The 26,641-nt window shown below is 67.9% G+C and carries 28 protein-coding genes; 18 read left to right on the top strand and 10 right to left on the bottom strand.

The annotated features are described in order from the left end of the window. Positions 1-390, top strand: a 390-nt coding sequence (locus CHB69_RS20750) for an IS30 family transposase (protein ID WP_141133923.1), incomplete at its 5' end; no start/stop codon positions are given. 171 nt (positions 391-561) lie between these two features. Here CHB69_RS20750 and fdxA read toward each other — a convergent pair. The 3 genes from fdxA to CHB69_RS07155 form a co-directional block, all read right to left on the bottom strand. Continuing rightward, complete coding sequence (gene fdxA, locus CHB69_RS07170; RefSeq protein WP_089215328.1) at positions 562-900, bottom strand: ferredoxin FdxA; 339 nt, start codon at positions 898-900, stop codon at positions 562-564. A gap of 441 nt (positions 901-1,341) precedes the next feature. Further along, positions 1,342-1,641 (bottom strand): RNA-binding S4 domain-containing protein, encoded by a 300-nt coding sequence (locus CHB69_RS07160; protein WP_089215297.1) that lies wholly within the window; start codon positions 1,639-1,641, stop codon positions 1,342-1,344. Next, positions 1,641-4,412, bottom strand: a complete 2,772-nt coding sequence (locus CHB69_RS07155; RefSeq protein ID WP_089215327.1) for a helicase-related protein — start codon at positions 4,410-4,412, stop codon at positions 1,641-1,643. Before CHB69_RS07155 ends, CHB69_RS07160 begins: the two co-directional genes overlap by 1 nt. Positions 4,413-4,703: 291 nt before the next feature. On the opposite strand from CHB69_RS07155, the gene CHB69_RS07150 reads away from it, so the two are divergent. The 5 genes from CHB69_RS07150 to CHB69_RS07130 all read left to right on the top strand — a co-directional run bounded on the left by CHB69_RS07150 (position 4,704) and on the right by CHB69_RS07130 (position 10,778). Further along, entirely contained in the window at positions 4,704-6,245 is a 1,542-nt protein-coding gene (locus tag CHB69_RS07150) for a M23 family metallopeptidase (RefSeq protein ID WP_089215296.1), read from the top strand. Positions 6,246-6,443: 198 nt separating this feature from the next. Then, positions 6,444-7,442: a porphobilinogen synthase gene (gene hemB, locus CHB69_RS07145; protein ID WP_089215295.1), complete on the top strand. Its 999-nt coding sequence runs from the start codon at positions 6,444-6,446 to the stop codon at positions 7,440-7,442. Then, positions 7,439-7,993, top strand: coding sequence for a GNAT family N-acetyltransferase (locus CHB69_RS07140; RefSeq protein WP_089215294.1), 555 nt, complete (start codon positions 7,439-7,441; stop codon positions 7,991-7,993). Before hemB ends, CHB69_RS07140 begins: the two co-directional genes overlap by 4 nt. Then, a complete protein-coding gene (locus tag CHB69_RS07135) occupies positions 7,990-10,227 on the top strand; it encodes a spermidine synthase (protein ID WP_089215326.1) in 2,238 nt (745 codons plus the stop codon). Before CHB69_RS07140 ends, CHB69_RS07135 begins: the two co-directional genes overlap by 4 nt. Further along, entirely contained in the window at positions 10,224-10,778 is a 555-nt protein-coding gene (locus tag CHB69_RS07130) for a gamma carbonic anhydrase family protein (RefSeq protein WP_089215293.1), read from the top strand. Before CHB69_RS07135 ends, CHB69_RS07130 begins: the two co-directional genes overlap by 4 nt. Before the next feature lie 122 nt (positions 10,779-10,900). Here the strand turns inward: CHB69_RS07130 and CHB69_RS07125 are convergent, their stop codons facing one another. The 5 genes from CHB69_RS07125 to CHB69_RS07105 all read right to left on the bottom strand — a co-directional run bounded on the left by CHB69_RS07125 (position 10,901) and on the right by CHB69_RS07105 (position 16,329). Continuing rightward, positions 10,901-11,572 (bottom strand): inner membrane-spanning protein YciB, encoded by a 672-nt coding sequence (locus tag CHB69_RS07125; RefSeq protein ID WP_089215292.1) that lies wholly within the window; start codon positions 11,570-11,572, stop codon positions 10,901-10,903. After that, positions 11,569-12,495 (bottom strand): signal recognition particle-docking protein FtsY, encoded by a 927-nt coding sequence (gene ftsY, locus CHB69_RS07120; RefSeq protein WP_089215291.1) that lies wholly within the window; start codon positions 12,493-12,495, stop codon positions 11,569-11,571. Before ftsY ends, CHB69_RS07125 begins: the two co-directional genes overlap by 4 nt. Beyond that, the gene (locus tag CHB69_RS07115; RefSeq protein WP_089215290.1) at positions 12,492-13,808 is read right to left on the bottom strand and encodes a MiaB/RimO family radical SAM methylthiotransferase; all 1,317 of its coding nucleotides are present in this window, start codon (positions 13,806-13,808) and stop codon (positions 12,492-12,494) included. Before CHB69_RS07115 ends, ftsY begins: the two co-directional genes overlap by 4 nt. After that, a complete protein-coding gene (dapF, locus tag CHB69_RS07110; protein ID WP_089215289.1) occupies positions 13,805-14,611 on the bottom strand; it encodes a diaminopimelate epimerase in 807 nt (268 codons plus the stop codon). The genes CHB69_RS07115 and dapF overlap by 4 nt, the downstream gene beginning before the upstream one ends. 89 nt (positions 14,612-14,700) lie before the next feature. Further along, the gene (locus CHB69_RS07105) at positions 14,701-16,329 is read right to left on the bottom strand and encodes a putative bifunctional diguanylate cyclase/phosphodiesterase (protein ID WP_089215288.1); all 1,629 of its coding nucleotides are present in this window, start codon (positions 16,327-16,329) and stop codon (positions 14,701-14,703) included. Positions 16,330-16,572: 243 nt separating this feature from the next. Here CHB69_RS07105 and ffh point away from each other — a divergent pair, with 243 nt between their 5' ends. The 3 genes from ffh to rimM are packed head-to-tail and all read left to right on the top strand — an operon-like array spanning position 16,573 to position 19,254. Further along, positions 16,573-18,021 carry a signal recognition particle protein gene (gene ffh / locus CHB69_RS07100; RefSeq protein WP_089215287.1) on the top strand — a complete coding sequence of 483 codons (1,449 nt, stop codon included), beginning with the start codon at positions 16,573-16,575 and terminating at the stop codon, positions 18,019-18,021. A gap of 36 nt (positions 18,022-18,057) precedes the next feature. Then, positions 18,058-18,636, top strand: a complete 579-nt coding sequence (gene rpsP / locus CHB69_RS07095) for a 30S ribosomal protein S16 (protein ID WP_089215286.1) — start codon at positions 18,058-18,060, stop codon at positions 18,634-18,636. 54 nt (positions 18,637-18,690) lie between these two features. Beyond that, positions 18,691-19,254, top strand: coding sequence for a ribosome maturation factor RimM (rimM, locus tag CHB69_RS07090; protein WP_089215285.1), 564 nt, complete (start codon positions 18,691-18,693; stop codon positions 19,252-19,254). Positions 19,255-19,526: 272 nt separating this feature from the next. Here the strand turns inward: rimM and CHB69_RS20065 are convergent, their stop codons facing one another. After that, a complete protein-coding gene (locus CHB69_RS20065) occupies positions 19,527-19,688 on the bottom strand; it encodes a hypothetical protein (protein WP_170935468.1) in 162 nt (53 codons plus the stop codon). Between the two features lie 102 nt (positions 19,689-19,790). Between CHB69_RS20065 and CHB69_RS07085 the strand changes: the two genes are divergently transcribed. The 8 genes from CHB69_RS07085 (at position 19,791) to CHB69_RS07050 (ending at position 25,363) form a co-directional block, all read left to right on the top strand. Beyond that, a complete protein-coding gene (locus CHB69_RS07085; RefSeq protein ID WP_089215284.1) occupies positions 19,791-20,708 on the top strand; it encodes a LysR substrate-binding domain-containing protein in 918 nt (305 codons plus the stop codon). Between the two features lie 54 nt (positions 20,709-20,762). After that, positions 20,763-21,035 carry an AbrB/MazE/SpoVT family DNA-binding domain-containing protein gene (locus CHB69_RS07080; protein ID WP_089215325.1) on the top strand — a complete coding sequence of 91 codons (273 nt, stop codon included), beginning with the start codon at positions 20,763-20,765 and terminating at the stop codon, positions 21,033-21,035. Continuing rightward, positions 20,995-21,429: a type II toxin-antitoxin system VapC family toxin gene (locus CHB69_RS07075; protein ID WP_245836598.1), complete on the top strand. Its 435-nt coding sequence runs from the start codon at positions 20,995-20,997 to the stop codon at positions 21,427-21,429. Before CHB69_RS07080 ends, CHB69_RS07075 begins: the two co-directional genes overlap by 41 nt. Before the next feature lie 7 nt (positions 21,430-21,436). Next, the gene (gene trmD, locus CHB69_RS07070) at positions 21,437-22,174 is read left to right on the top strand and encodes a tRNA (guanosine(37)-N1)-methyltransferase TrmD (protein ID WP_089215282.1); all 738 of its coding nucleotides are present in this window, start codon (positions 21,437-21,439) and stop codon (positions 22,172-22,174) included. Between the two features lie 4 nt (positions 22,175-22,178). Next, complete coding sequence (gene rplS, locus CHB69_RS07065; protein ID WP_089215281.1) at positions 22,179-22,553, top strand: 50S ribosomal protein L19; 375 nt, start codon at positions 22,179-22,181, stop codon at positions 22,551-22,553. Between the two features lie 249 nt (positions 22,554-22,802). Then, the gene (locus CHB69_RS07060; protein WP_089215280.1) at positions 22,803-23,828 is read left to right on the top strand and encodes an aspartate-semialdehyde dehydrogenase; all 1,026 of its coding nucleotides are present in this window, start codon (positions 22,803-22,805) and stop codon (positions 23,826-23,828) included. 128 nt (positions 23,829-23,956) lie between these two features. Further along, positions 23,957-24,568: a hypothetical protein gene (locus tag CHB69_RS07055; RefSeq protein ID WP_089215279.1), complete on the top strand. Its 612-nt coding sequence runs from the start codon at positions 23,957-23,959 to the stop codon at positions 24,566-24,568. A gap of 60 nt (positions 24,569-24,628) precedes the next feature. Further along, positions 24,629-25,363: a DUF4336 domain-containing protein gene (locus tag CHB69_RS07050; RefSeq protein ID WP_089215278.1), complete on the top strand. Its 735-nt coding sequence runs from the start codon at positions 24,629-24,631 to the stop codon at positions 25,361-25,363. Between the two features lie 3 nt (positions 25,364-25,366). Here the strand turns inward: CHB69_RS07050 and CHB69_RS07045 are convergent, their stop codons facing one another. Further along, positions 25,367-25,711 (bottom strand): arsenate reductase family protein, encoded by a 345-nt coding sequence (locus CHB69_RS07045; RefSeq protein ID WP_089215277.1) that lies wholly within the window; start codon positions 25,709-25,711, stop codon positions 25,367-25,369. 185 nt (positions 25,712-25,896) lie between these two features. On the opposite strand from CHB69_RS07045, the gene CHB69_RS07040 reads away from it, so the two are divergent. After that, positions 25,897-26,622 carry a murein L,D-transpeptidase catalytic domain family protein gene (locus tag CHB69_RS07040; protein WP_245836597.1) on the top strand — a complete coding sequence of 242 codons (726 nt, stop codon included), beginning with the start codon at positions 25,897-25,899 and terminating at the stop codon, positions 26,620-26,622. Positions 26,623-26,641 lie beyond the last annotated feature (19 nt).

Here is a 26,641-nt window from a genome sequence, read left to right as displayed (position 1 = left end):
CAAAACAGCCTCAAGGCCGATCCCGTCGCCGACGCCATCGTCCAGTTGCTCCAGCCAATGCCCGCGTCGCTGCGACGGTCGATCACCTTCGACAATGGCACCGAATTTACCCGCCATCACCGCATCGAAAGGCAACTCGCTATCCAGGCCTTCTTCTGCGATCCGCACGCCCCATGGCAGAAAGGCGGCATCGAAAACGCCATCGGTCGCCTCCGTCGATACCTCCCCCGAAAAACCAGCCTCGACGACTTGCCCCCCAACGCCTTCGACGCCATCATCGCAATCTACAACAATACTCCCAGAAAATGCCTCGGCTTCCAAACCCCAGCCGAAGTCTTCATACCGTTGCACTTCAAATGTGAATCCACACCCGGATCAAGTCCGGGGTGACGATGATCAACAGGGCAGCAATCGGTCGTTAGCCGACATCTTCCTTTTCCCGTTCGCTCGGTGCGAACGGGTTATGGATGGCAAACCGGTCGCTTGCCGACCTTCGTCATCCGGCCAAAAGGAAAGGGCGGGAATGACCCCGCCCCGATCGACCGCCCTTGGCTTGCCGACTCAGTCGCCCTCGCCGGGTTCGGGCGAGAAGAATTTCTCGAACTTGCCTTCGACGCCCTTATATTCGTCGGCGTCGGCGGGGCTGTCCTTCTTGGTCGTGATGTTCGGCCATTCGGCGCTGAACTTGGTGTTGACCTCGAGCCACTTTTCGAGCCCGCTCTCGGTGTCGGGCAGGATCGCCTCGGCCGGGCATTCGGGTTCGCACACGCCGCAGTCGATGCATTCGTTCGGATTGATGACGAGCATATTCTCGCCCTCATAGAAGCAATCGACCGGGCAGACCTCGACGCAGTCCATATATTTGCAGCGGATGCAGGCGTCGGTGACGACATAGGTCATGGGTATCGGCTCCATCTGTCGGCGGCCTCGCCGCCGCCCTTCCATGCGATTCCCAGCCTCCTATGCCGCCCGGCGGCGGCGCGTCAACGCTTAGAGTCTGCCTGATGGATATTTGCGCGCTGTGACGGAGCCGATTTTGGCCGAGCGCGAGGAGTGAGGAGGGAGCCATGCCGAAGCATAGGGACCGACGAAGGACGCGGCGATCGGCCAAAAGCGGCCCGCCCCTTGGGGTTGCCGCAGGAAGCGCCCCGGACGGCGTCGCGTTGCTGGTCCGGGCCACCAGCCCGGCCTGCGCAACGCTCCTTGCCGGGACGCTTCCTGCGGCAATCACAGTGCGCAAATATCCATCAGGCAGACTCTTGCGGCAGTTGCGAATCACTCTCACTCCATAGGCCCTGCGGCGCGGAGAGTGGCGACAGCTTTTTCTTGCGCGCCGAAAGTTCAGCTCGCGGCGGGCGGGGCCGCAGCATCGAGCCTTTCATAATGCGCCTGCGCCTCGCTTGCCGGGCCGCGGCGGCCGGGGAGCGAGAGCAGGCGCACCACCTCGATCCGCTCGCCGAGCGGCAGGACCAGCGTTGCGCCGGGGTGGACCGCGCACGACGCGCGGGTCACGCGGCGCCCGTCGAGGCGGATGTGCCCCGCGGCGACCATCGCCTGCGCGATGCTGCGCGATCGGGCGAAGCGCAGATACCAGAGCAGCTTGTCGAGCCGGATGCTGCCTGCCGCGCCGGGACTGGCCATCAATCCTCGCGCGCTTCGGCGAGCAGGGCGGCGAGGCCGGCGAAGGGGCTGTGCGGCGAGGGGCCGCGGCGCGGAGCGCGGTCGCCGCGCGGCGGGCGCGGGCCGTCGTGGACGGGCTTGCCGCCGCCTTTCGCCTTTTTCGGCCGCGCGGCCTTGGCGGGCTTGGCGCGGGGGGAAGGCGCGTCGTTCGGGTGCGGCCCCCGCTCGCGCGCGTCCTTGCGCCCGCGCTTCGCCCGCTTGCGCGTCTCGGCGCGCTTGCGCCCCGACCAGCGCCAGCGTTCGAGCGCCGGGTCGCCGACCGCGCGAAAGCCGAAGCTCGCGAGCAGCGCGCGCCGCGCCGTTTCGTCGAGGCCGAGCGAGGTGGCGAGCGCGGGGTCGATCGCAAAGCCCGGCGGTTCGGGCGCGTGCGGATCGCCGCCCGCCTCGTCGTGATGCGCGTCGTGCGGGTCGCCGCTCGCGACGGGCGCGGTCGGCGGCGCCGCGGCCTGCATCCGCGCGGCGTGCGCCTGACGCGCGAGTTTTTCGGCCATGTCGATGCGCAGCCACCCGCTCGCGCAGCGGCGGAATCCCGCGACGGCAAGCCCCGTCGCATCGCCGTCCTTCTGCAGGACCGCGCCGTGCGGCGGCAGCGGCGGGATGCTGCCGCCCTGTTGCGCCGCGAGCAGCGCCGCGCGCCAGCGCACCGCTTCGGGCTTGAGCAGTTGCGGGTGGAAGATGTCGAGCGTGCCGATGGTGAGCCCCAGCTTGCGCAGCTGCGGCCGCTCTTCGGCGCTCATCGCCGCGAGCTGGTCGTCGACCGCGGCGCGCTCGATCAGCCCGCCGCCGTCGGTCATCGCGGCGAGCAGCGCGCGCACGCGCGGCGGCGTGAACAGGTCGCCCGCGGCCTCGCCCATCGTCGCGAGCGGGCGGGCGTGGCGGGCGAGCTGTTCGGCGACGAAGCGCTGGAGGCGCTCGGCGATCGCCTGCACCTGCGGCGGGTCGAGCCGGCGCAGCGCGGGTTCGAGCTGAATCGACGGCTGGATCAGCGTCGTGCCCTTGGCGAGCGCCGCGACGACCGTGCCGTTCCACGCGAGCCGCGGCGGCGCGCCGGCTTCGGCGACCAGCGCGAGCGCGCTGCCGTCGCCTTCGGCGAGCGCGGTCGCGCGCCGCGCGAGTTCGCCGCGCAGATGCTTCTCGGCCGCCGCGAGCAGCAACCGGTGGTCGCTCGCGCGCGCCGTGGCATCGACCTTGAACTGAAAGCCGGTCAGCGTGCCGATCGCCTCGCCATCGACCGCGACGGTGCCGTCGTGGCCGACCGCGACCGGCAGCGCGGCGTTCCGCTGGCCCGCGTCGCGGATCAACAGCGCGAGCCGCCGGTCGACGAAACGCTGCGCGAGCGCGGCGTGGAGCGCGTCGGACAGGCGCGATTCGAGCGCCTGCGTCTGCTCGGTCCAGCCCGCTGCGTCGGCGATCCAGTCGCCGCGCTGGGCGATGAAGCAGAGGGTGCGGACCGCGGCGATGCGGCTCGCGAGCTGGTCGATGTCGCCGTCGGTGTCGTCGAGCCGCGCGAGGCGGCGCGCGAACCATTCGGCGTCGATCGTGCCGCTGCCGCTGGTGCGCCACTGCCACAGCTTCAAAACCGTGCGGCTGTGATGTTCGGCGCCCAATTGTTCGAAATCGGGGAGGCCGCAGACGTCCCACAGCCGTTCGACCGCTTCTGAGTCGCGCCCGCGCGCCGCGACCTCGATGTCGCCCGCCAGATGCCTGAGCACGGCAAGGTCGACCGCCTCGGGCGCCGCGCGCAGCGACGGATGCGCAGGCATCTGTCCCAGATCACCGATCAGCCGGTCGAGCGAGGTGAAGCGCGGCAGCGGGTTGCGCCAGAAGAGGCTGGCGAGCGGCGGAAAGCGATGCTCCTCGATCGCCATGATTTCCTCAGGCGTCATGCCGCCCTGCGGCTGGCCGATCGTCCCGAAGCTGCCGTCCTGCTGGTGCCGTCCTGCGCGGCCCGCGATCTGCGCCATTTCGGCGATGGTCAGCCGGCGCAGGCGGCGGCCGTCGAACTTTTGCAGGCTGGCGAAGGCAACGTGGGTGACGTCGAGGTTCAGCCCCATGCCGATCGCGTCGGTCGCGACGAGATAATCGACCTCGCCCGCCTCGAACATCGCGACCTGCGAATTGCGGGTCCTGGGGCTGAGCGCGCCCATGACGACCGCCGCGCCGCCAGCGAAACGGCGCAGCATCTCGGCGATCGCATAGACCTCCTCGGCCGAGAAAGCGACGATCGCCGAGCGCTTGGGGAGCCGCGACAGCTTCATCGGGCCGGCATAGCTCAAGGTCGAAAAGCGCGGGCGGGTGACGATCTCGGCCTCGGGCACCAGATCGCGGACAAGGCCGGTGATGCTCGCCGAGCCGAGGATCATCGTCTCCTCGCGCCCGCGCGCGCGCAGCATCCGGTCGGTGAAGACATGGCCGCGTTCGGGGTCGGCACCGAGCTGCGCTTCGTCGATGCCGACGAAGGCGACGTCGCGCTCCACCGGCAGCGCCTCCATCGTCCCGAGCAGATAGCGCGCGCCCGGCGGCATGATTCGTTCCTCGCCGGTGACCAGCGCGACCTCGCCCGGCCCCTTGATCCGCACGACGCGGTCATAGACCTCGCGCGCGAGCAGGCGCAGCGGAAAGCCCATCATGCCGCTCGCATGCGCCGTCAGGCGCTCGACCGCCAAATGGGTTTTGCCGGTGTTGGTTGGGCCAAGGACGGCCTTGACCGGGGAGGTGGCGGGAGAAGGCATCGTCTTTGCGGTGATGCTGGCATGAGCCGCGTTGCGGCGCAACAGCGATAATCGCGGGTCCGGCACTTTCGGGCGCGGTGCACCTGAATCGGTGCGACTCGCCATATCCCGCGCGGGCCACGCTTCATCGCAGCGACGCGCCGCGACTCTCCCGTTAAATTGACTTTAACGGCCTTTGTTTACAGAAAAACGCGCACGGAAATTTGGATCGGCGCCCGGCTGATATTCGAGGATGGGAGGGCGCCGGGCGGGGGTTGCAACTTGTTCCAGCGTCACGAACCCGTCGCGGGGATGTCCGGCAATGCCGCCGCCCTCGCGATGTCGCAGGCGATCCCGCTCCAGCGGGCGCAGGGCGGGCTTGCGTGGCACGAAAGACTGCGCGACCGGCTCACCGAGCTCGACCTCGTTCCCGACCTCGGCAGCAATATCGGCTCGGCCGAATGGTGGCGCGGGCTGGCGACGCTGACCCTGCTGTGCGGCAGCGCGATCGCGACCTTCCCGGGGGTTCGGCCGCTCGTCGCGGGCGGCGCGCCGGCGCTCGACACCGCCGATTTCGACGAGGCGCGCGCGCAGATGATCATGCCGCTGGCGCTCGGCGCCGACACGGGACGCCACATGGCGGCGACCGATGCGGTGCGCCCGCTCGCGCACGCGCCCGAACGGCCGCAGATCGAACTCACCGCGACGCTCGGCAACGGCGACAGCTTTGCGCGCCTGCTCGAACGCTCGGGGGTCGGGCGGGCCGAGGCGCAGGCGCTTGCCGGGCAAGTGTCGACCGCGGTGCCGCTCGCCGACATCGCGCCGGGCACGCGCATCGACCTCGTCCTCGGCCGGAGGGCTGCGCGCACGATGCCGCGCCCGGTCGATGCACTCGCGATGCGCGCGAGGCTCGACCTCCGGATCGAGATGGAGCGCGTCGGCGGGCGTCTCGTCATGCGCCGCATCCCGATCACCGTCGACGACACGCCGCTGCGCATCCGCGGCAAGGTCGGCGCCGGCCTCTATCGCTCGGCGCGCGCCGCCGGGGCGCCGCCGCAGGCGATCCAGTCCTGGCTGCGCGTGATCGGCAGGCAGATGCCGGTGTCGGGCATTCGCGCGTCGGACGAATATGACATCATCGTCGATTATCGCCGCGCCGAGACCGGCGAAACCGAGACGGGCAAGCTGCTCTATGCCGGGCTGATCCGCGGCGGAAAACCCAAGCTCTCGATGCTCGAATGGCAAAAGGACGGCCGCAGCCAATGGTTCGAGGCCTCGGGCGTCGGGCAGCAGACGGGCGGGATGGTGCGCCCGACGCGCGGGCGCATCACCTCGGGCTACGGGATGCGCCGCCACCCGATCCTCGGCTATCGGCGTATGCATTCGGGGGTCGATTTCGGCGGCGGCTATGGCGCGCCGATCTATGCGGTGACCGACGGCAGGGTGACCGTCGCGGGTCGCACGGGCGGCTTCGGCAATTATGTGAAGCTCAATCACGGCGGCGGGCTCGGCACCGGCTATGGCCATATGAGCCGCATCGCGGTGCGCGCGGGCCAGCATGTCCGCCGCGGCCAGATTCTCGGCTATATCGGTTCGAGCGGGCTTTCGACCGGCCCGCACCTGCATTTCGAAGTCTATCGCAACGGCCATGCGGTGAACCCGATGTCGGTCAGCTTCGTCACCCGGGCGCAGCTCGAGGGCAAGGAACTCGCCGCCTTCCGCGCGCGCATCCGCGAGCTGACCGCGATCGAACCCGGCGCCGCGCTGACCCCGATCGCGCCGAAGCCGGTGGAGGGACCGAAGCTCGGCACGCTCGCCGACGTGGCGGCGAAGCGGGCCGGCGACGGGATCTGATGTCGTTCCACCCCTCCCCTTCAGGGGAGGGGCAGCGAGACTTGGTTCGGCGCAAGCCGAGCCTTAGTCGAGCGGGGTGGGGCTTCGGGACCTTGTGCAAGGCCGATGGCCCCACCCCAACCCCTCCCCTGAAGGGGAGGGGCCAATTGCACGCCAATATCCGTTTCCCCCGCGCTCAAGCGCGGCTATGCACGCGCCATGACTCACGCCCCCTTTCCCGACACGCGCCTGCGCCGCACCCGCCGCACCGGCTGGAGCCGCGCGATGGTGCGCGAGCATCGTCTGACCCCGGCGAACCTGATCTGGCCGCTCTTCGTATGCGACGGCACGGACGCCGAAGAGCCGATCGCGAGCCTGCCCGGCGTGTCGCGCTGGTCGGTCGATCGGCTGGTCCAGCGTGCGAAAGAAGCGGTCGCTGCCGGCATCCCCTGCCTCGCGCTCTTCCCCTATACGCAGGCCGAGCGGCGCAGCGACGACGGCGCCGAAGCGCTCAACCCCGGCAATCTGATGTGCCGCGCGACCGCCGCAATCAAACATGCGTGCGGCGACGATATCGGCATCCTCACCGACGTCGCGCTCGATCCCTATACCAGCCACGGGCAGGACGGGCTGGTCGACGATGCGGGCTATGTCCTCAACGACGAGACGGTCGAGATATTGGTCGGGCAGGCGCTGAACCAGGCGCGCGCCGGCGCCGACATCATCGCGCCGTCGGACATGATGGACGGCCGCGTCGGCGCGATCCGCGAAGCGCTCGAACTCGAAGGCTTCGGCCACGTCCAGATCATGAGCTATGCCGCCAAATATGCCTCGGCCTTCTATGGCCCGTTCCGCGACGCGGTGGGCTCGCGCGGGCTGCTGAAAGGCGACAAGACGACCTATCAGATGGACCCGGCGAACGTCGAGGAGGCGCTGCGCGAGGTCGAAATGGATCTCGCCGAGGGCGCCGACAGCGTGATGGTCAAGCCGGGCCTCCCCTATCTCGACGTCGTGCGCGCGGTGAAACAGGCCTTTGCGGTGCCGGTCTATGCCTATCAGGTGTCGGGCGAATATGCGATGATCGAGGCCGCCGCCGCGGCGGGCGCGGGCGAACGCGACGCGCTGGTGCTCGAAACGCTGCTCGCCTTCCGCCGCGCGGGCGCGTCGGGGGTGCTCAGCTATCACGCGCTCCACGCGGCGCGCCTGCTCGGCGCATGATCGAGACTGAACGGCTGGTGCTGCGTCCTCCGGCGTCGGATGACCTGCCATGGCTCCGCGAGGAGATGAACAGCGAAGCGGTGATGCGCCACCTTGGTGGAGCGCGTAACGATGCCGAGGTTGCCGACGGTCTTGCTGCCGATATCGCCGCTTTTGCCGAGCCGAAAGGATGGCGGCGCTGGACAATATGGCGGCGCGACGATGAACGCCGCATAGGTCGCTGCGGTCTTTTTCATGTGCGCAGCGGTGCCGCGCCTGATGGTCTGCGCGGCTCGAACGAGATCGGCTGGACGCTCGCCGAACGGTTCTGGGGTCAGGGCTATGCGACGGAAGCGGCGCGCGCGGTGCTGAGCTACGGTTTCGGTGCCGCTCGTTTCCCGATCATCTTTGCGCAGACCAGCGACTCAAATGTTGGTTCGACGCGAATGATGGTGCGGCTGGGCTTCGACCGCCTGCCGGCGCTCGACTATACCGACCCCGATTATCCGCCCGAAGATAATCCGACCACCGTGTGGCGTATGACGCGCGACGTTTGGCGCGCGCGCGCATGACCGCCGCCGCATCGCCGCGCCGCTGGCTGTTCGTGCTGACGATCCTCGTCGGCAGCTTCCTGTTGTTCCTCGTCCAGCCGATGGTCGCGCGGATGGTGCTGCCGCGGCTCGGCGGCGCGCCGATGGTGTGGAACAGCGCGATGCTCGTCTATCAGGCGCTGCTGCTCGGCGGCTATGCCTATGCGCATTGGCTCGCGCGCTTCGCGGTGCGGCGGCAGGCGGCGATCCATCTCGCGCTGCTGCTGTTTGCCGCCCTGTGGTTGCCCATCGGCATTGCGCAGCTCGCCCCGCCGGCGCCGGGGCAGGAGGCGCTGTGGGTGCCGCTGCTCCTCACCGCGTCGATCGGCCCGGTCTTTTTCGCGGTCTCGGCGCAGGCGCCGCTGATGCAGCGCTGGTTCGCCGCCGACGCCTCCGCGGGCGATCCCTATTATCTCTACGCCGCATCGAACCTCGGCAGCTTCGCGGGGCTGATCAGCTATCCGGCGCTCGTCGAGCCGTCGATGCCGCTCGCGGCGCAGAGCTGGGGCTGGACCGCCGGCTATGCGCTGCTCGTGCTTCTCGTCGCGGCGAGCGCGGCGGCGCGCTGGCGCGGCGCGGCGGCGACGCCCAAGGCCGCCGAGGCCGATGCGCCGCGCCCGACGCTGGCACGCCGGCTCCACTGGCTGCTGATCGCGGCGGTGCCGTCGGGGCTGATGCTGTCGACGACGACGCACCTGACCACCGACATTGTGGCGATGCCGCTGCTGTGGGTGCTGCCGCTCGGCCTCTATCTATTGAGCTTCGTCATCGCCTTTTCGACGCTGACGCGGCTGACGATGACCTTCACGGTCGTTGCGCCCGCGGTGCTGCTCGGGGTCGGCGGGCTTGCCCTGCTCAGTTCGGGGGGCGGCTCGATGATGGTGGCCTTCGCCAGCCTCGCGATGCTGTTCGTCGTCGCCGTGGCGCTGCACGGCTATCTCTATCATCTCCGTCCCGCGCCGCGGCACCTGACGCTCTTCTATCTCGTCATGTCCGCGGGCGGCGTGCTTGGCGGCCTGTTCGCGGCGCTTGCCGCGCCCCTGTTGTTCGACTGGGTCTATGAACATCCGATCCTCGTTCTCGCTGCCGCCCTGCTGCTGCCGCTCCCCAGGCTGATCCCGTGGGACAGCGCCTTTGGACTCGCGCCGAGAACTGCGAATGTGGCCGTCGTGCTGCTTGTTGCGGTGGCCGCCATCGCCGCCTGGCGCATGGTCGGCGACTGGACCGGCCGATACGAAGGCGCTGCGATCGGGTGGAGCGCCGTGCTCTTCGTCATCGGCCTGTTCGTCATTGGCTGGCGCTGGGCCTATGTCGCGGTTCTCGCGATGCTGATGCTCGGCGTCGGCGGCTGGAGCACGGTGCAGGAAAGCTTCACCGACATGCGCGTGCGCAGCTATTTCGGCATCTATACCGTCACCGACGATCCCTATCGCCACCAGCGCCGGCTCGCGCACGGGACGACCTTGCATGGGTTGCAGCGCACCGACGCGGGGCACGAATATGACCCGACGACCTATTACGGGCATGATTCGGGGGTCGGCCTCGCGCTCGATCGCGCGCCCGCCGAAGCGGCGGTCGGCATCGTCGGGCTGGGGGCGGGCACGCTCTCCTGCTATCGCAAGCCGGGTCAGCACTGGACGATCTTCGAGATCGACCCCGCGATGGTCGCGATCGCGCGCGATCCCGCCAAATTCACCTTCCTCTCGCACTGCGCCCCCGATACGCCGATCATCCTTGGCGATGCGCGGCTCGAAATCGCAAAGCAGCCGCCGGGGCGGCTCGACGTCCTCGTCATCGACGCCTTTTCGTCCGATGCGATCCCGCTGCATTTGCTGACGGAAGAGGCGATGGGCATTTATGCGCGCGCGCTGAAGCCCGGCGGCCTGCTCCTCGTCCATATCTCGAACCGCTTCTTCGACCTCGAGCCGGTGCTCGCCGAAGAGGCGCGGGCGCGCGGCTGGGCGGCGGCGATCCGCATGGACCCGGGGCCGCCGCGCGAGGACGGCAATCTGACCGGATCGAACTGGGTCGCGCTCGCGGCGAGCCCCGAACGGCTTGCGCAATTGACGGGACCCCTCCGCCCGCGCGACAAGGCGCGCGACGCGGGCGCGTGGGTGCCGCTCGAAGGGCGGCCGCATTTCGACCGCTGGACCGACGACTATGCCTCGACATTGCCGGTCCTCTTGTGGAAGCATCTGATCGGAGGTCGCGAATGACCCGCAACGACGTCAGCATCATCGCGGTGAACGGCAAGGCGCCGCGCATCGACCCCAGCGCGTTCATCGCGCCGGGTTGCCGGATCATCGGCGACGTCGAGATCGGCCCCGACGTCAGCATCTGGTATAATTGCGTGCTGCGCGCCGACGTCAGCCACATCCGCATCGGTGCGCGCTCGAACATTCAGGACGGCAGCATTCTCCACTGCGACGGACCGATGCCGCACCGGCCCGAGGGCTTTCCGACGATCATCGGCGAAGATGTGCTGATCGGCCATCTCGCGATGGTGCATGGCTGCACGCTCGCCGATCGCGCATTCGTGGGCCTGAAAGCCACGGTGATGAACGGGTGCCGGATCGGCAGCGACGCGATGCTCGCGGCGGGGGCACTGCTCACCGAGAATAAGGAGATTCCCGATCGCGAACTATGGGCCGGGGCGCCCGCGCGGCGTATCCGCGCGATCGACGACGCGCAGGCGGCGGGGATGCAGGCGGGCGTCGCCCATTATGTGCTCAACGGCCGGATGCACAGGCAAGCGGTGGAGGAATAAATCTCCCCTCCCGCTTGCGGGAGGGGGCGGGGGTGGGCAGCGACGTCGCAATGGCCCACCCCGCTGCGACTAGCGAGCAAGCTCGCAAGTCTCGCTGCCCCTCCCGCAAGCGGGAGAGGAGATTAGCCGTCGCTCTCTTCCGTCGCCGCCAGCCCGTTCCTCATCATCACCGGAAGCTGGGTCAGCGCGAAGAGGAAGGAGAGGGCGGTGACGCCCCACACCTTGATCGTCAGCCACAGATCGAAGCTCATCCGCCCCGTCTCGATCAGCTCGTACATGATGTGGTTGGCGATGCCGAGCGCGGCGAAGAAGATCCCCCAATTGCGCGACAGGGTCAGCCAGCCCGTTTCGGTCACGCCTTCGAGCGCCGATTGCAGCAGATATTTGAGCATCGGCCGCTTCATCAGCCAGCCGCCGAGCAGCAGGGCAGCGAACGCGGCATAGATGATCGTCGGCTTCATCACGATGAAGCGCTCGTCGTGGAACCATACGGTCAGCGCGCCGAAGCCGAGGACGAGGATGCCCGACATCCACAGCATCGGCGAAATTTTGCCGAGCTTCCATTTCGACACGATCATCGCGACGACGATCGCGGCCATGAAGGCGACGGTGCCCTTGATCGCGCCGGTGGTCGCGGCGAAGGAGCCCTCGCCGCCGGAGGTGAATTTATAGGTCAGGAAAAAGACGAGCAAAGGCCCGAAGTCGATCGCGAAATTGAGCCAGCCATGCCTGGCGGGCGGCGGAGCGGGGATCGGCTCGGGGCCGCCCGGCAGCTGTTCGAGCGGCTCGCTCATCGGATATTTCCTGCAATGATGCCGGCGATCTCGTCGGCGTCGAAGGGACGCAAATCGCCCAACGTCTCGCCGATGCCGATCGCGTGGATGGGAAGGCCGTGGCGCTCGGCCGCGGCGACGAGGACGCCGCCGCGCGCGGTGCCGTCGAGCTTGGTCATCACCAGGCCGGTGACCCCCGCGACCTCGCGGAACACGTCGATCTGCGACAGTGCATTCTGCCCTGTCGTCGCGTCGAGCACGAGCACGACATCGTGCGGCGCGGCGGGGTTGAGGCGGCCGAGGACGCGCTTGATCTTGGCGAGTTCGTCCATCAGCTCGCGCTTGTTCTGAAGCCGCCCGGCGGTGTCGACGATCAGCACGTCGATGCCCGTCGCGGTCGCCTGTTTGACCGCGTCGAAGACGATCCCCGCGGCGTCGCCCCCCTCTGGCCCCGCCATGATCGGCACCCCGAGCCGTTCGGCCCAGACCTTCAATTGCCCGATCGCGGCGGCGCGGAACGTGTCGCCCGCGACGAGCATCACGCCATAATCCTGTTCCTGGAACAGATGCGCTAGCTTGGCGATGGTGGTTGTCTTGCCCGATCCGTTGACGCCGATCACCAAAATCACCTGCGGACGCGGAAAGGCGTCGATTTCGAGCGGTTCGGCGACCGGGCGCAGCACCGCGGCAATCTCGTCGGCGACGATTTTCCTCAGTTCCTCGACATTGCCCGCGACCGCGTCGCGCCGCGCCGCGAGCCGCTCGCGGATACGCGCCGCCATCGCGGGGCCGAGGTCGGCGGTGATCAGCGCTTCTTCGATCCGGTCGAGATCCTCGTCGTCGAGGCGCGACTTGCCCGTAAGGCCCGACAGATTTTCGCCGAGGCGCTCCGACGTGCGGCGGAGGCCGCCGAACAGCCGCTCGCTCCAGCTTGCGCCGCTCATGCCGCGATCCCCGTCGCCACCATCGTCGCGTGCATCCGGTCGTCGTCGCGGGCGTCGATCCGCACGCGGACGATGCTGTTCGGCGCAGCGGGCGCCGCGAGGGTCAGCGGCGCGAAATTCTCCGCATGACCGCTCCGCCCGTCGCGCTCGACGAGCATCGCGGTTTCGCGCCCGCGCTGCGCGTCCATCCAGCGGTGACGGCGCCGGGCATTAGCCTCGCGCAGCCGCGCGGCGCGTTCGCGCGCCGCCGCGCGGCCGACCTGCGGCATCCGCGCGGCGGCGGTGCCGGCGCGCGGGCTGTAGGGAAAGATATGGCCAAAGACGATGTCGGCATCGTCGATCAGCGCCAGCGTATTGGCAAACATGGTGTCATCCTCGGTCGGAAATCCGGCGATCAGGTCGGCGCCGATCGCAATCTCGCCGCGCGCGGCCTTCAGCCGTTCGACGAGCCGCACCGCATCGGTGCGGCGATGGCGCCGTTTCATGCGCGTCAGGATCATGTCGTCGCCCGCCTGCAGCGACAGATGGACGTGCGGCATCACCCGCGCTTCTCCGGTGAGCAGCGCGAACAGCGCATCGTCGATCCGGTCGGGGTCGAGCGACGAGAGGCGCAACCGCTCGACCGGCAGCGCGAGCAGCGCCTCGACCAGCGCGGCGAGGCTGGTGCCGCTGTCATCGCCATAGCTCGCAAGATCGACCCCGGTGAGCACGATCTCGCGCTGTCCGCGGTCGAGCGCAATCCGCGCGGCCTCGACGACCGCTTCGACGGTGGCCGACCGCGCGGCGCCGCGCGCGAGCACGGTCGCGCAGAAGGTGCAGCTGTGCGAGCAGCCGGTCTGGACGCCCAGAAATGCGCGCGCATGGTCGGCGCCCGAAAGGGCGGGGGCGTAGGGACCCACGGCCTTGAATAAATCCGTGTGCTCCCGCGGAGGCGGGAGCCCATCACCCGCCGGTGCGATGTCGAACCGGCCGGAGATGGGTCCCCGCCTGCGCGGGGACACGCTTGCCTGATAGCTCTCCGCCAGACCCTTGGCGTCGTTTCCGACCACCCGCGCGCCCATCGCTTCGAAGGCGCTGCGTTCGAGTTCCGCGGCGCACCCCGTCACTACCACTTCGGCGCCCGGCCGTTCGCGCAAGGCCCGCCGCACCGCCTGCCGCGCCTGCCGCACCGCTTCGTCGGTCACCGCGCAGCTGTTGAAGACGATCGTGTCCGCCGCGCCGGCCGCGATCGCCGCCGCGCGCACGGCTTCGCCCTCGGCGATGTTCAGCCGGCATCCGAAATTGACGACCTCGACCCCGGCGCGAGCGCTCATCCGAAGCGCGCCCAGTCGGTCTCACCCTCGAACACGCGCGTCGCCGCGCCGCTCATCACGATCGGCTCGCCATCGCGCCATCGAATGACGAGGTCGCCGCCGGGCAGCGAGATGGTGACCGGCGATTTTGCGAGCCCCGCACGGATCGCGGCGACCGCGGTCGCGCAGGCGCCGGTGCCGCACGCCTGCGTCAGCCCGACGCCGCGCTCCCAGACGCGCAATTGCAGCCGGTCGGGGCCGTCGAGGCTCGCGACATTGACGTTGACGCGCTCGGGGAACAGCGGGTCGGTCTCGATCCGCGGTCCGAGGTCGGTCAGCGCCACCGCATCGGCTTCGGGGACGAAGAAGATGATGTGCGGATTGCCGACATTGACCGCCGCGCCATGTTCGAGCTCGTCCCACGCGACGGGCATGTCGCGCGTGTCCATCGGCATCGCGAGCGGGATCTGCTCCCAGTCGAAGGCGGGCTCGCCCAAGGTCACCTCGGCGCCGCCGTCGGCGGGGCTGACGCGCAGCATCCCGCCCAGCGTCTCGATCACCGCGGGCTTGCCGATCAGCGTCGCGACGCAGCGGGTCGCATTGCCGCACGCCTCGACCTCGCCGCCGTCGGCGTTGAAGATGCGCATCTTCACATCGGCCTTTTCGGACGGTTCGAGCAGGATCAGCTGGTCGCAGCCGATGCCATGGCGCCGGTCGGCGATCGCGTGCGCGCGCGCCGCGGTCATCTCGACCGCGTCTTCGCGCGCGTCGATCACGACGAAGTCGTTGCCGAGGCCATGCATCTTGGTGAAGCGATCCGCCATAGTGTCGCGCATTTAGGAGCGCGCGGGCGCGAAGTCTAGCGACGCGGGTGCGGCCTTCTCATTCTCCTCTCCCTGGAAGGGAGGGGAAACTATGCCGTCTTGCGGAGCGGTTCTTCCGTGCCGCCCGCGGGCAGCATCGGCGCGCGCAGAAGCCCGCGCTCGGCGAGCATCGCCGCGGTGTCGTCCGCCGACATCGCGCGGCCATAGTGCCAGCCCTGGCCCTTGGTGCAGCCGAGCCGCGTCAGCTCGATCGCGGTCGCCTCGTCCTCTACCCCCTCGGCAGTGATCGGCATGGCGAGGCTTTCGCCGAGGCGCATGATCGCGACGACGATCGCCTGCGCGTCGGCGCTGCCGCGCATCGCGGTGATGAAGCTGCGGTCGATCTTGATGCGGTCGAAGGGCAGCGCGCGCAGGTGCGAGAGCGAGCTGTAGCCCGTGCCGAAATCGTCGAGGGCGAGCGATACGCCCTGATTCTTGAGGCTGGTGACGATCGAGCGAACGAGCGGCAGATTTTCGAACAGCGAGCTTTCGGTGATCTCGACCTCGAGCTGGCTCGCCGGAAAGCCGGTTTCGACGAGCAGCTTGGTCAGCTTCTGGCTGAACCACGGGTCTTTGAGTTGCTGCGGCGAAATATTGACCGCCAGCGACACCGCCGGGTCCCATGCCTTCGCGCTTTCCATCGCCTCGCGGATGACGTGCAGCGACAATTCGCCGATCAGCCCGCTTTCCTCGGCGACGGGGATGAAGCGTTCGGGCAGGATCATGCCATATTCGGGCGAGTCCCAGCGCATCAGCATCTCGAAGCCGATCAGGCGCCCGCTCGCAATGTCGACCTGCGGCTCGAAATAGGGGATGAACTCGCCGCGCGGCATGCCTTCGCGAATGCCGTTTTCGATCTGGTTGCGCACCTGGACCGCCATTTCCATGCCCGTCTGGAACCAGATATAGCGGTTCCGCCCTTCGTCCTTGCAATGATACATGGCGATGTCGGCCTGACGGACGAGCGTCTCCATCGTCGCGCTCGCCTCGGTCGCGAGCGCGATGCCGAGCGAGCAGCCGATGCGGATGCGCCGCGCGTCATAGGGCACGGGTTCCTCGAGCGCGGTGACGAGCTGGCCGGCCAGCGCCTCGATATCGGGGCGTGCCGCGGGTTCGAACACCAGCATCGCGACGAATTCGTCGCCGCCGAGGCGTGCCTTGGTCGCGCTCGGCGGCAGGATCGCGGAGATGCGCTCGGCGGCGATCTGCAGCACGCGGTCGCCCGCGACATGGCCGTGGATGTCGTTGACGGTCTTGAAATGGTCGAGGTCGAGCAGAAAGAGCGCGACGTGCCGATGCTCCGACGCGGCGCGTGCGATCAGCGCCTGGCCCTGCGCGAGCAGCGCGCGGCGGTTGAGATAGCCGGTCAGCGGGTCGGTATCGGCCAGGTAGCGCGCGCGCTTTTCGGCTGCGGTGCGCTCGCGAATCTCGCGGTTGAGGTCGTCGTAGCGGCGCCAGCCGAACAGGATCAGCGCGATGTTGAGGATCAGCATCGTCGCGAGCACGCGGTCGGTGCCGCCGCCGAAACCGGCGATCGTCCGCACGACCGATTGCATCACGCTGCTGCCCGTGCCCACGAACAGCAGGATCGCCGCGACGACGATTCCCCCTGCGAGGACGTCGCGCTTGGCGCCTTCGCTACGATTCCATTCCTTCGGCACAGCCGGTTCGACGGTCATTGAATTTCCCCACAGTCGCGGTCTGTTTGCGCCGCAAGCGGTGAAATTTGCGTTAAGTGCGCCGCGGCCCGCGCTTGCCTTTGCGCGCGCATTGGCGTAAGGGCGCCGCGTCCGTCCGCATCATGCGGAGGGGCGCACAAGACATCCGCGACGGAAAATCTGTCCACGGATAGCCGCTGGTTGGCGAGGTTTCGCTCACCGGCGTCTTTTGCGTTGCGGGTCGTCAGAAGGGTAAAAGGACGCATGTTCGACAGTCTGAGCACTCGGCTTGGCGATGTTTTCGGGAAGCTCCGCGGCCGCGGTGCGCTGACCGAGGCCGACGTGCGCGCCGCGATGCGCGAGGTGCGAATCGCGCTGCTCGAAGCCGACGTCGCGCTGCCCGTCGTGCGCAGCTTCGTCGATCAGGTCACCGAACTGGCGATCGGCCGGAATGTCCTGCGTTCGGTCACGCCGGGGCAACAGGTGGTCAAGATCGTCAGCGACGCGCTGACCGAGATGCTCGGCTCCGAAGCCGCCGAGCTCGACCTCAATGTCACCCCGCCCGCAGTGATCATGATGGTCGGCCTGCAAGGCTCGGGTAAGACGACCACGACCGCGAAGATCGCCAAGCGGCTGAAGGACAAGGAGCGCAAGAAGGTGCTGATGGCGTCGCTCGACGTCAATCGCCCCGCCGCGCAGGAACAGCTTGCTGTGCTTGGCACGCAGATCGACGTCGCGACCCTGCCGATCGTTGCGGGTCAGCAGCCCACCGAAATCGCGAGCCGTGCGATGCAGGCGGCGAAGCTGCAGGGCTATGACGTCCTCATGCTCGACACCGCAGGCCGCCTCCACGTCGACCAGCAGCTGATGGACGAGATGCAGGCGGTGGCGCGCACCGCGAACCCCGCCGAAACCCTGCTCGTCGTCGACAGCCTGACCGGCCAGGACGCGGTTCAGGTCGCGCAGCGCTTCACCGAGCAGGTGCCGCTCACCGGCGTCGTGCTGACCCGCATGGACGGCGATGCGCGCGGCGGTGCCGCGCTGTCGATGCGCGCGGTCACCGGCAAGCCGATCAAATTCGCGGGCACGGGCGAAAAGCTCGACGGACTCGAACTCTTCCAGCCGTCGCGTATCGCCGGCCGCATCCTCGGCATGGGCGACGTCGTTAGCCTCGTCGAGCGCGCCGCCGAGACGATCCAGGCCGAAGAGGCCGAGGCGATGGCGAAGAAGATGGCCAAAGGTCAGTTCGACCTCGACGATCTTCGCACCCAACTCAATCAGATGCGCCGCATGGGCGGCATCGGCGCGCTCGCGGGGATGATCCCCGGTCTCAAGAAGGCGCAGGCGGCGATGGCGCAGAGCGGCGCCGACGACAAGATGCTGATCCATTTCGATGCGATCATGGGGTCGATGACCCCCAAGGAGCGCGCGGCCCCGGCGATCATCAACGCCAAGCGCAAGATCCGCATCGCGAACGGATCGGGGACGAGTGTTCAGCAGGTGAACAAGCTGCTCAAGATGCACCAGGAAATGTCCACCGCGATGAAGAAGATCCGCAAGATGGGCGGGCTCAAGGGGCTCGGCGCGCTGCTCGGCCGCGGCGGCGGCATCCCCGGGATGGGCGGCATGGGCGGCGGCGCCGGCGGCCTTCCCGGCCTCGGCGGCGGCGCGATCCCGCCCGACCTGGCCAATTTGATGAATAAAAAGAAATAACCCGGACAACCAGTTTAGACTCAGAAGGACAATATCATGGCTACTTCCATTCGCCTCTCGCGCGGCGGTTCGAAAAAGCGCCCCTATTACAAGATCGTCGTCGCCGATTCGCGCTCCCCGCGCGACGGCCGCTTCATCGAGCGCATCGGCAGCTACAACCCGCTGCTCGCCAAGGATAACCCCGAACGCATCAAGCTCGATGCCGATCGCGCGAAGCATTGGCTGAGCGTCGGCGCGCAGCCGACCGACCGTGTCGCCCGCTTCCTCGACGCCGCCGGTCTCAAGGAACGCGCCGCGCGCAACAACCCCAAGAAGGCCGAGCCGGGCGAGAAGGCCAAGGAACGCGCCGAAGAGCGCGCCGCCAAGCTGGCCGAGGCCGAAGAGGCCGCCAAGGAAGCCGCTGCGGCTCCGGCTGAAGAGGCGCCCGTCGCCGAGGAAGCCGAATCGGATGCGACCGGCTCGGTGAAGAGCGAAGAGACCGCCGAAGCCGTTGCCGACGCGGTGGCTGACGAAGTGCCCGCCGAAACGACGGCCGAAGACGCCGCCGCGATCGCCGAGGAAGTCGCCGAGGGCGGCCCGGCGCCGGCCGAAGGCGAAGAAAAGGCCGAGGGTTGATTCTTCTCCCCTCCCGCTTGCGGGAGGGGCCGGGGGTGGGCAAGGACGCGGGATATGGATAGCTCGCCTTCGGCTCGCCCCACCCCTAACCCCTCCCGCAAGCGGGAGGGGGACAAGGCCGACCGCCCCGTCACCCTTGCCGCCATCGCCGGCGCGCACGGGGTGCGGGGCGAGGTGCGGCTCAAATTATTCGGCGAAGGCGTGCAAGGCTTGCGCGCCTTTTCCGCATTCGATGCCGGCGGGCGCAAGCTCACGCTGAAATCGCTGCGCCCCGCCAATCAGGGCGCGGTCGCGCAATTCGCCGAAATCACCGACCGCAGCGCCGCCGAGGCGCTCCGCGGCACCGTCCTGACGGTCCCGCGGTCGGCGCTGCCGCCGCTGGGCGAGGGCGAATATTATCATCACGACCTGATCGGGCTCGCCTGCACCTCGACCGACGGCACCGCGCTCGGCACCGTCATCGCGGTCGAGAATTTCGGCGCGGGCGACATCCTCGAAATCGAGCGGCCGAGCGAAGGCGGCAAGAAGGCGAAGCGCTTCATGGTGCCGATGAATGCGCAGGCGGTGCCGGCGTGGAGCGACGACGGTGTGACCGTCAACGCGGCTTTCGCCGAATAAAGCGGCGGGCCGGGCACCCGGCGGTCACCGAGCGGCGTGCCCATTTCAGATGGAATCGTTTCTCGCCACGGAATCGTTTCTCACCGAAGCCCTGAGCCTGTCGAAGGGCGCCTCTCGTCGATAGCCGCCCTTCGACAGGCTCAGGGCTACGGTTCAACCTAAATTGAGCGGTATCCGATCAGGGAAAAGGTTGGACGGGAATAGCGCCGCAAGGGGGGAGCGGCCGCGGCGCCGGTGGCGCGTCGGCACGGTCGACGCTATTCCCGCCCGTCTCAGTGCGCGCCGGCGCGGGGCTTTGCGCTCCCGCCGGCGCCCGGGCCGCGGCGGCGCCACGACCGCCAGGCTTGCGCAATCTGCGAAAGGCCGCGGTCGAGATCGGCGCTGAAGCGGCCGTGATTTTCGGCCCAGCCGCGCATCCACATCTCGTCGATCATCGGTCGTCTCCTGCTGGGTGGGTGCATCTTAAATGCGCCTTCCCTGGCTCCGGCGCCAACAAAAGCTTTGCGGTGCAGCATAAGTTCACCTTATAAGATGGCATGTCCCGCCTGCCGCCGCTCGCCGCGATCCGCGCTTTCGAATCCGCCGGAAGACTGGAGAATTTCTCGCGCGCCGCCGAAGAGCTCGGGATGACGCAGGCGGCCGTCAGCTATCAGGTCCGCCAATTGGAGGATCGGCTCGGCCGCGCGCTGTTCGTGCGCGAAAAGGGGCGCGTGCGCCTGTCGGAGACGGGGCAGCGGTTGCTCCCCGCGATCAGCACCGCCTTCGCGTCGATGGGCGATGCTTTCGCGGCGCTCGGCAATGACGAGGCCGATATTTTGACGATCAGCGCCGCGACGACCTTTGGCGGCACCTGGCTCAGCGCGCGCATCGGGCGCTTCCAGCTGCGCTATCCCGACCTCGCGGTGCGGCTGTCGATGTCGAACGCCTATGTCGATTTTGACGCGTCGGACGTCGACGTCGCGATCCGCATCGGACCGGGCGGCTGGCCCGGACTGCGCGCCGATTTCCTGTTCCGCAGCCATGTGACGCCGATCTGCGCGCCGGCTTTCCTCGAGGCGAATCGCATCACCGCGCCTGCCGATCTGCTCAATGTCGAACGGCTCGCGCCCAACGACCCCTGGTGGGCGGGCTGGCTTGCCGAGGCGGGCGTCGACGTCAAACCGCCCCCGCGCCGCGGGGTCGAACTCGACAGCCAGCTTCAGGAGGCGAGCGCGGTGCAGGGCGGCTACGGCATCGCCCTGATGACCCCGCTGCTCTGGCGCGCCGAACTCGACAGCGGGCGGATGGTCCAGCCGTTCGAGACGCTCTACCAGCCCGGCGGCGCGAACTGGCTCGTCTATCGCGAAGGCCGCAGCCGGGTGCGCAAGATCGAGCGCTTCCGCGAATGGCTGCGCGAGGAATTCGAAGCGGATCGTCCTTTGCTGCCAGAGGCGCTATGGCAGCCGCTCGATTAGCATTGCTTGAAATGATCGCTGATGTATATACATCATGTATATACGGAGTTTCCTATGACCAAGGAATATCGCGCCAAAGTCTTCAAGTCGGGCAATTCACTCGCGCTGCGCTTGCCAAAGGCATTGGGGATCACGGAAGGAGATGATGTCGTGATTGCTCCGCACAAGGATGGCAGCTTTTCGCTGTGGAAGGAAAGCGATAGCCTGTCGGTGCTGATGGGGCTCTATGGCGCCTTCTCGCCCGGCTTTATGGGGCGTGGACGTCGTGACACCGATCAGGAGGATTATGATTGGGGTGATGGTGACGCCGGCGGGCGTGCCGCCTGACCCCATGTATATGCTCGACACCAACGTCTGCATCGACTTCGCGCGGGCGCGAAGCGAGAATCTGCGCGACAAGATGCGAGAGAATTTTGCGAGCGGCCTTGCGATCTCCGCCATCACCCTGTCCGAACTGCGCGTCGGCGCGCGCGAGAGCGGCGACGATACGCGCGACGACGAATTGCTCGACACGCTGATCCGATTGATCGACGTCCACTCTTATGACGATGCGGCGGCAGACGCCTATGGGCGAATTGCGCGCCAGATCGGAATCCGGCGGCGCAATTTCGATCGCTTGATCGCTGCGCATGCGGTCAGTCTCGGTCTGACGCTGATCACCCGCAACGCAGCCGATTTCGCCGATGTGCCGGGGCTGACGGTCGAGAATTGGACGCTATAGGCGGCCGATGCCCTTCACCGCCGTCCCGCTCACGCTCTATCCCGACATGTTCCCCGGTCCGCTGGGGCACAGCATGGCGGGGCGCGCGCTCGAAAGCGGGACGTGGAATTGCGCGCCCGTGCAGATTCGCGATTTTGCGACCGATCGGCACCGCACGGTCGACGATACGCCGGCGGGCGGCGGGGCGGGGATGGTGCTTCGCGCCGACGTGCTCGCCGCGGCGATCGACCATGCGAGCGCCGCGCATCTGGGCCTGCCGCTGCTGGCGATGACCCCGCGCGGCGCCCCGATCACCCAGGCCCGCGTGCGCGCGCTCGCGGCCGGCCCCGGCGCCATCATCCTCTGCGGCCGCTTCGAAGGTTTCGACGAGCGGATTTTCGAGGCGCGCGCGATCGAAGAGGTGTCGATGGGCGACATCATCCTGTCGGGCGGAGAGATGGGCGCGCTGATGCTGCTCGACGCTTGCATTCGGCTGCTTCCCGGCGTAATGGGCGCGGCTTCAAGCGGCGACGACGAATCGTTCGAGGACGGTTTGCTCGAATATCCGCATTATACCCGGCCCGCGACGTGGGAAGGGCGCACGATCCCCGAAGTGCTGCGATCGGGGGATCATGCGAAGATCGCCGCCTGGCGGAAACAAAAGGCGGAAGAGGACACACGGTTACGCAGGCCGGACCTTTGGGAGCGCCATGAGGGCGCTCGGGACCGACCTGCCTCTGGCGCGCGGCAAAAGAAGAAGGACTAGAGGCATGAACCTCATCCAGACGATCGAAGCCGAAGAAATCGCCAAGGCTGGCAAAGAAATTCCGACATTCCGCCCGGGCGACACGCTGCGTGTCGGCGTGCGCGTCGTCGAAGGCGAACGCACCCGCGTCCAGAATTTCGAAGGCGTGTGCATCGCGCGTTCGAACAAGGGCATGGGATCGAACTTCACCGTGCGCAAGCTGTCGTTCGGTGAGGGCGTCGAGCGCGTCTTCCCGCTCTATTCGCCGAACATCGATTCGATTACCGTCGTCCGCAAGGGCGCCGTCCGCCGCGCGAAACTTTACTATCTGCGCGGCCGCACCGGCAAATCGGCGCGTATTGCGGAGCGCCGCGACAACCGGCCCGGAACCGAAGGCTAAGGAGAGCTTCTCTCACCCAAAGCCGAAACAGCTTTCCAAAACGGCCGGTTCCGCCAACAGGCAGAACCGGCCGTTTGCATATCGGAAGACGAAAAACGCGAACCAACCATCACCGCCGTTCGTCCTGAGGAGGGACGCAGTCCCGTCTCGAAGGACAGTAGCGCACCGTCGCGGCCCTTCGAGACGGGACTTCGCCAAGGCTCAGTCCCTCCTCAGGGCGAACGGAAATACCGGAAAGGCAGAAACATCATGGGTTATCGTATCGTCGTCGCGGGCGCGACGGGCAATGTCGGGCGCGAAGTGCTCGCCATTCTCGCCGAGCGCGAATTCCCCATCGACGCGCTCGCCGCTGTCGCCTCGTCGCGCAGCCAGGGTACCGAAGTGGAAATCGGCGACACGGGCAGGACCGTGAAGTGCCAGAATATCGACAATTTCGACTGGTCGGGCTGGGACATGGCGATCTTTGCCATCGGCAGCGACGCAACCGCGATCCACGCGCCGAAGGCTGCGGCGGCGGGCTGCATCGTCATCGACAACAGCTCGCTCTACCGCATGGACCCCGACGTGCCGCTGATCGTGCCGGAAGTGAACCCGGAGGCGATCGACGGCTACACGGCCCGGAACATCATCGCGAACCCCAATTGCTCGACCGCGCAGATGGTCGTCGCGCTGAAGCCGCTGCACGACGCCGCGACGATCGAACGCGTCGTCGTCTCGACCTATCAGTCGGTGTCGGGCGCCGGCAAGGCGGGGATGGACGAGCTGTGGAACCAGACGCGCCAGATCTTCGTCGGCGACGAAAAGGATGTGCAGAAATTCACCAAGCAGATCGCCTTCAACGTCATCCCGCACATCGACAAATTCCTCGACGACGGCTCGACCAAGGAGGAATGGAAGATGGTCGTCGAGACGAAGAAGATCCTCGATCCCAAGATCAAGGTCACCGCGACCTGCGTGCGAGTCCCCGTGTTCGTCGGCCATAGCGAGGCGATCAATATCGAGACCAAGGACGAGCTGTCGGCCGAGGAAGCGCAGCGCATCCTGCGCGAAGCCCCCGGCGTCGTGCTCCACGACAAGCGCGAGGACGGCGGCTATATCACCCCCGTCGAATGCGTCGGCGATTTCGCGACCTTCGTCAGCCGCGTGCGCGACGATCCGACGGTCGACAACGGCCTGAACCTCTGGTGCGTCAGCGACAATCTGCGCAAGGGCGCGGCGCTCAACGCGGTGCAGATCGCCGAACTGCTGGGCCGCCGGCATCTGAAAAAGGGCTGAGGCGCCGCGCCCCCGTTCGCGCGGGGGCGCCGGCGTCGCCCGGCCGCGCGTGGTGCAAAAGCCTGTAGCCCTTGCGGCGGCGGGTGCGGTAGGATGCCGTTCCGGTCATATAAGCTGAAGGGCGGGCGATGCGCAGACTGACGACGATTCTGGTGCTGGCGCTCCTGGGTGCCTGCAAGCCCGTTGCCGCGCCTGAAGAGCCCGACGAGGCGATTGTCCCCACCGCGCCCGAAATGCCAGCGGCGAAGGCCGGCGGGCCGGCCGCGGCAACGACCGCGATCAGCCTCGACGGCGAAGGGCTGCGCTTCGTCGACAAGGCGAGCGGCAAGGCGAGCCTCCTCGCGTTCGGCGCCCCGCGCGACCAGGCCGAAGCCGCGCTCGCGCGCGTTGCCGGCGCTGCGGAGGATCGCAGCACCAATGTCGAATGCGGCGCCGGTTCGATGGAGTTCACGCGTTTCGATGCGATGACGCTCAACTTCCAGGACGGCAAATTCGTCGGCTGGTTTCTCGGCAACGAGCCCGGCGCCGGCCGCTATTCGACGATGAGCGGCATCGGCATCGGCACGACGCGCGCCAAGGCAAAGCAATCGGTGAGCATCGTCGACGTCGAGGACAGCACGATCGGCGAGGAATTCACGATCGGCAGCGGCGATAGCGCGATCGGCGGCATGTTCGCGGCGCCGGGCGATACGGCGAAGATCGACGCGCTGTTCGCGGGGGCCAATTGCTTCTTTCGCTGACGCGGCCGAAGTTCGACGAAATTTGGCGAGCAAGCACCGGCTCTGCTAGGCTGCGCGCCGATGACGGCTTTCATCCCCTACGCGCCGCTCAACACGCTCAAGCCGTTCGGCCCCGACATCTGGACGGTCGACGGTCCCGAAATCCGCATGGATTACGGGCCGAGCTCGATTCCTTTTCCGACGCGGATGACCGTGGTGCGGCTCGCCGGCGGCGGGCTGTGGCTGCACTCGCCGGTCGCCCCCGAAGAGACGTTGCTCGCCGCGATCGACCGGCTCGGCCGCGTCGCGTGGCTCGTCGCGCCGAACAGCCTTCACTATTGGTATGTCGCCGACTGGCAGCGGCGCTATCCCGCGGCGCGGACGCTCGCGGTGCCCGGGCTTGCCGACAAGGCGAAGCGCGCGTTTCGCATCGACGCGGTGGTCGGAGAGGGCGCAACCCCGCTCCCCGAAGGACTCGAAGCCGTGCTGGTTCCGGGCACCGCGGTCAGCGAGGCGGTCTTCTTTCACCGCGCATCGCGCACCGTGATTCTGACCGACCTCATCGAGAATTTCGAGCCGCAGCGGGTGCGAGGCCGCTTCTATCGCTGGCTCGTCCGCCTGTCGGGCGCGGCGCACCCGAACGGCAAGGCGCCGATCGACCTGCGGCTGACCTTCTGGCCCAGGCGCCGCCGCGTCCGCGAAGCGGTGGCGACGATTCTCGGCTGGGATTGCGAGCGTGTCGTGATGGCGCATGGGCTGCCCTATGCCGCGGACGGCGCAGCCGAATTGCGTCGCGCGTTCGACTGGGCCGTGTAGGCGCTACAAAATCTCGTGAACCCGATCCTGCGGCCGGCACAGGCGCACGCCCTTGTCGGTTTCGACGAAGGGGCGTTCGACATAGGCGGGGTTCGCGGCCATCGCGGCGATGATCGCATCCTCGTCCGCATCGGGCAGGCCGCGTTCGGCGGCGTCGGTCCCGCGCAGGCGCAGCGCGTCCTTTGCCGCGAGCCCGGCGTCGGCGAAGAGCTGGCGCAGCTTCGCTTCGCCATAGGGCTGTTTCAGATATTCGATGACGGTCAGTTCGACTCCGGGCGCTTCCTGAAGAATCGCGAGGGTCTTGCGCGAGGTGCCGCAGGCGGGGTTGTGCCAGATGGTCGCTTTCATGCGCGCTTGCCTATCGCCCGGGACCGGCCGACGCAATATGCGGGGTGTAAACTCGCTGTTCATGGTAAATATGGCACAATTGCCCGCATGATTGGACACAGGCTGCTTGCTTTTGATGGGCGAGCTGCCGTTTATGGCCGCACGAGGGATCGCCGAAGGCGGCATGCGGGGTTGGGTTGCAAGACGTGAACAGGTTTATCGATCGCAGGGCGATGCTGGCGACAATGGCAGGGGCGGGCGCCCTTGCCGCGCTGCCGGCGCGTGCGCAATTGCCCGACTGGATCACCGCCAGGGCGCCCGCGGCGCCGCCGGTCGACTATCTGGCGGTCGCGCGCGCACAGCTGGCGCGCGAGGGAAGCCGCATCAAGCTGGCCGACCGCGTCGGCATCGTCGATTATGGATTGCCCTCCTATCGTCCGCGCTTCGCGCTGGTCGACATGGTCGCGGGCACGATCGACATGTTCCCGGTGACGCACGGGCGCGGGTCCGACCCGCAGCACGACGGCTGGCTCAAGAGCTTTTCGAACCTGCCGGGCTCGCTCGCCAGCTCGCGCGGGGCCTATCGCACCAGTGACTATTATTGGGGCTCGAACGGCTCGTCGATGCGGCTCGCCGGGCTCGATCCCGACAACAGCAACGCCGACATGCGCGCGATCGTCATCCACGGCGCCTGGTACGCCGAACCGTCGCTGATCGCGACGCAGGGCAAGCTCGGGCGCAGCGAGGGCTGTTTCGTGTTCGGCGAGGAATTGCTGCCGCAGATCCTGTATAAACTCGGCCCGGGGCGGCTGCTCTATGCCGACAGGCTGAGCGCACCGCCGCCGCAGCCGGTGCTGCCGCCGCTGCCGGGGACCGAGAATATCGTGCGCACCGGCGCGACCAGCGGAGAGATGCCGGGCGCCACGAAATAGCTTCGGGCGGCGCCCAATC

The organism is Sphingopyxis indica (assembly GCF_900188185.1).
In the GTDB taxonomy this organism is placed as follows: Bacteria; Pseudomonadota; Alphaproteobacteria; order Sphingomonadales; family Sphingomonadaceae; genus Sphingopyxis; species Sphingopyxis indica.
Note: the sequence above shows the minus strand (reverse complement) of the source record. Positions and strands in the feature narration are given on the sequence as shown.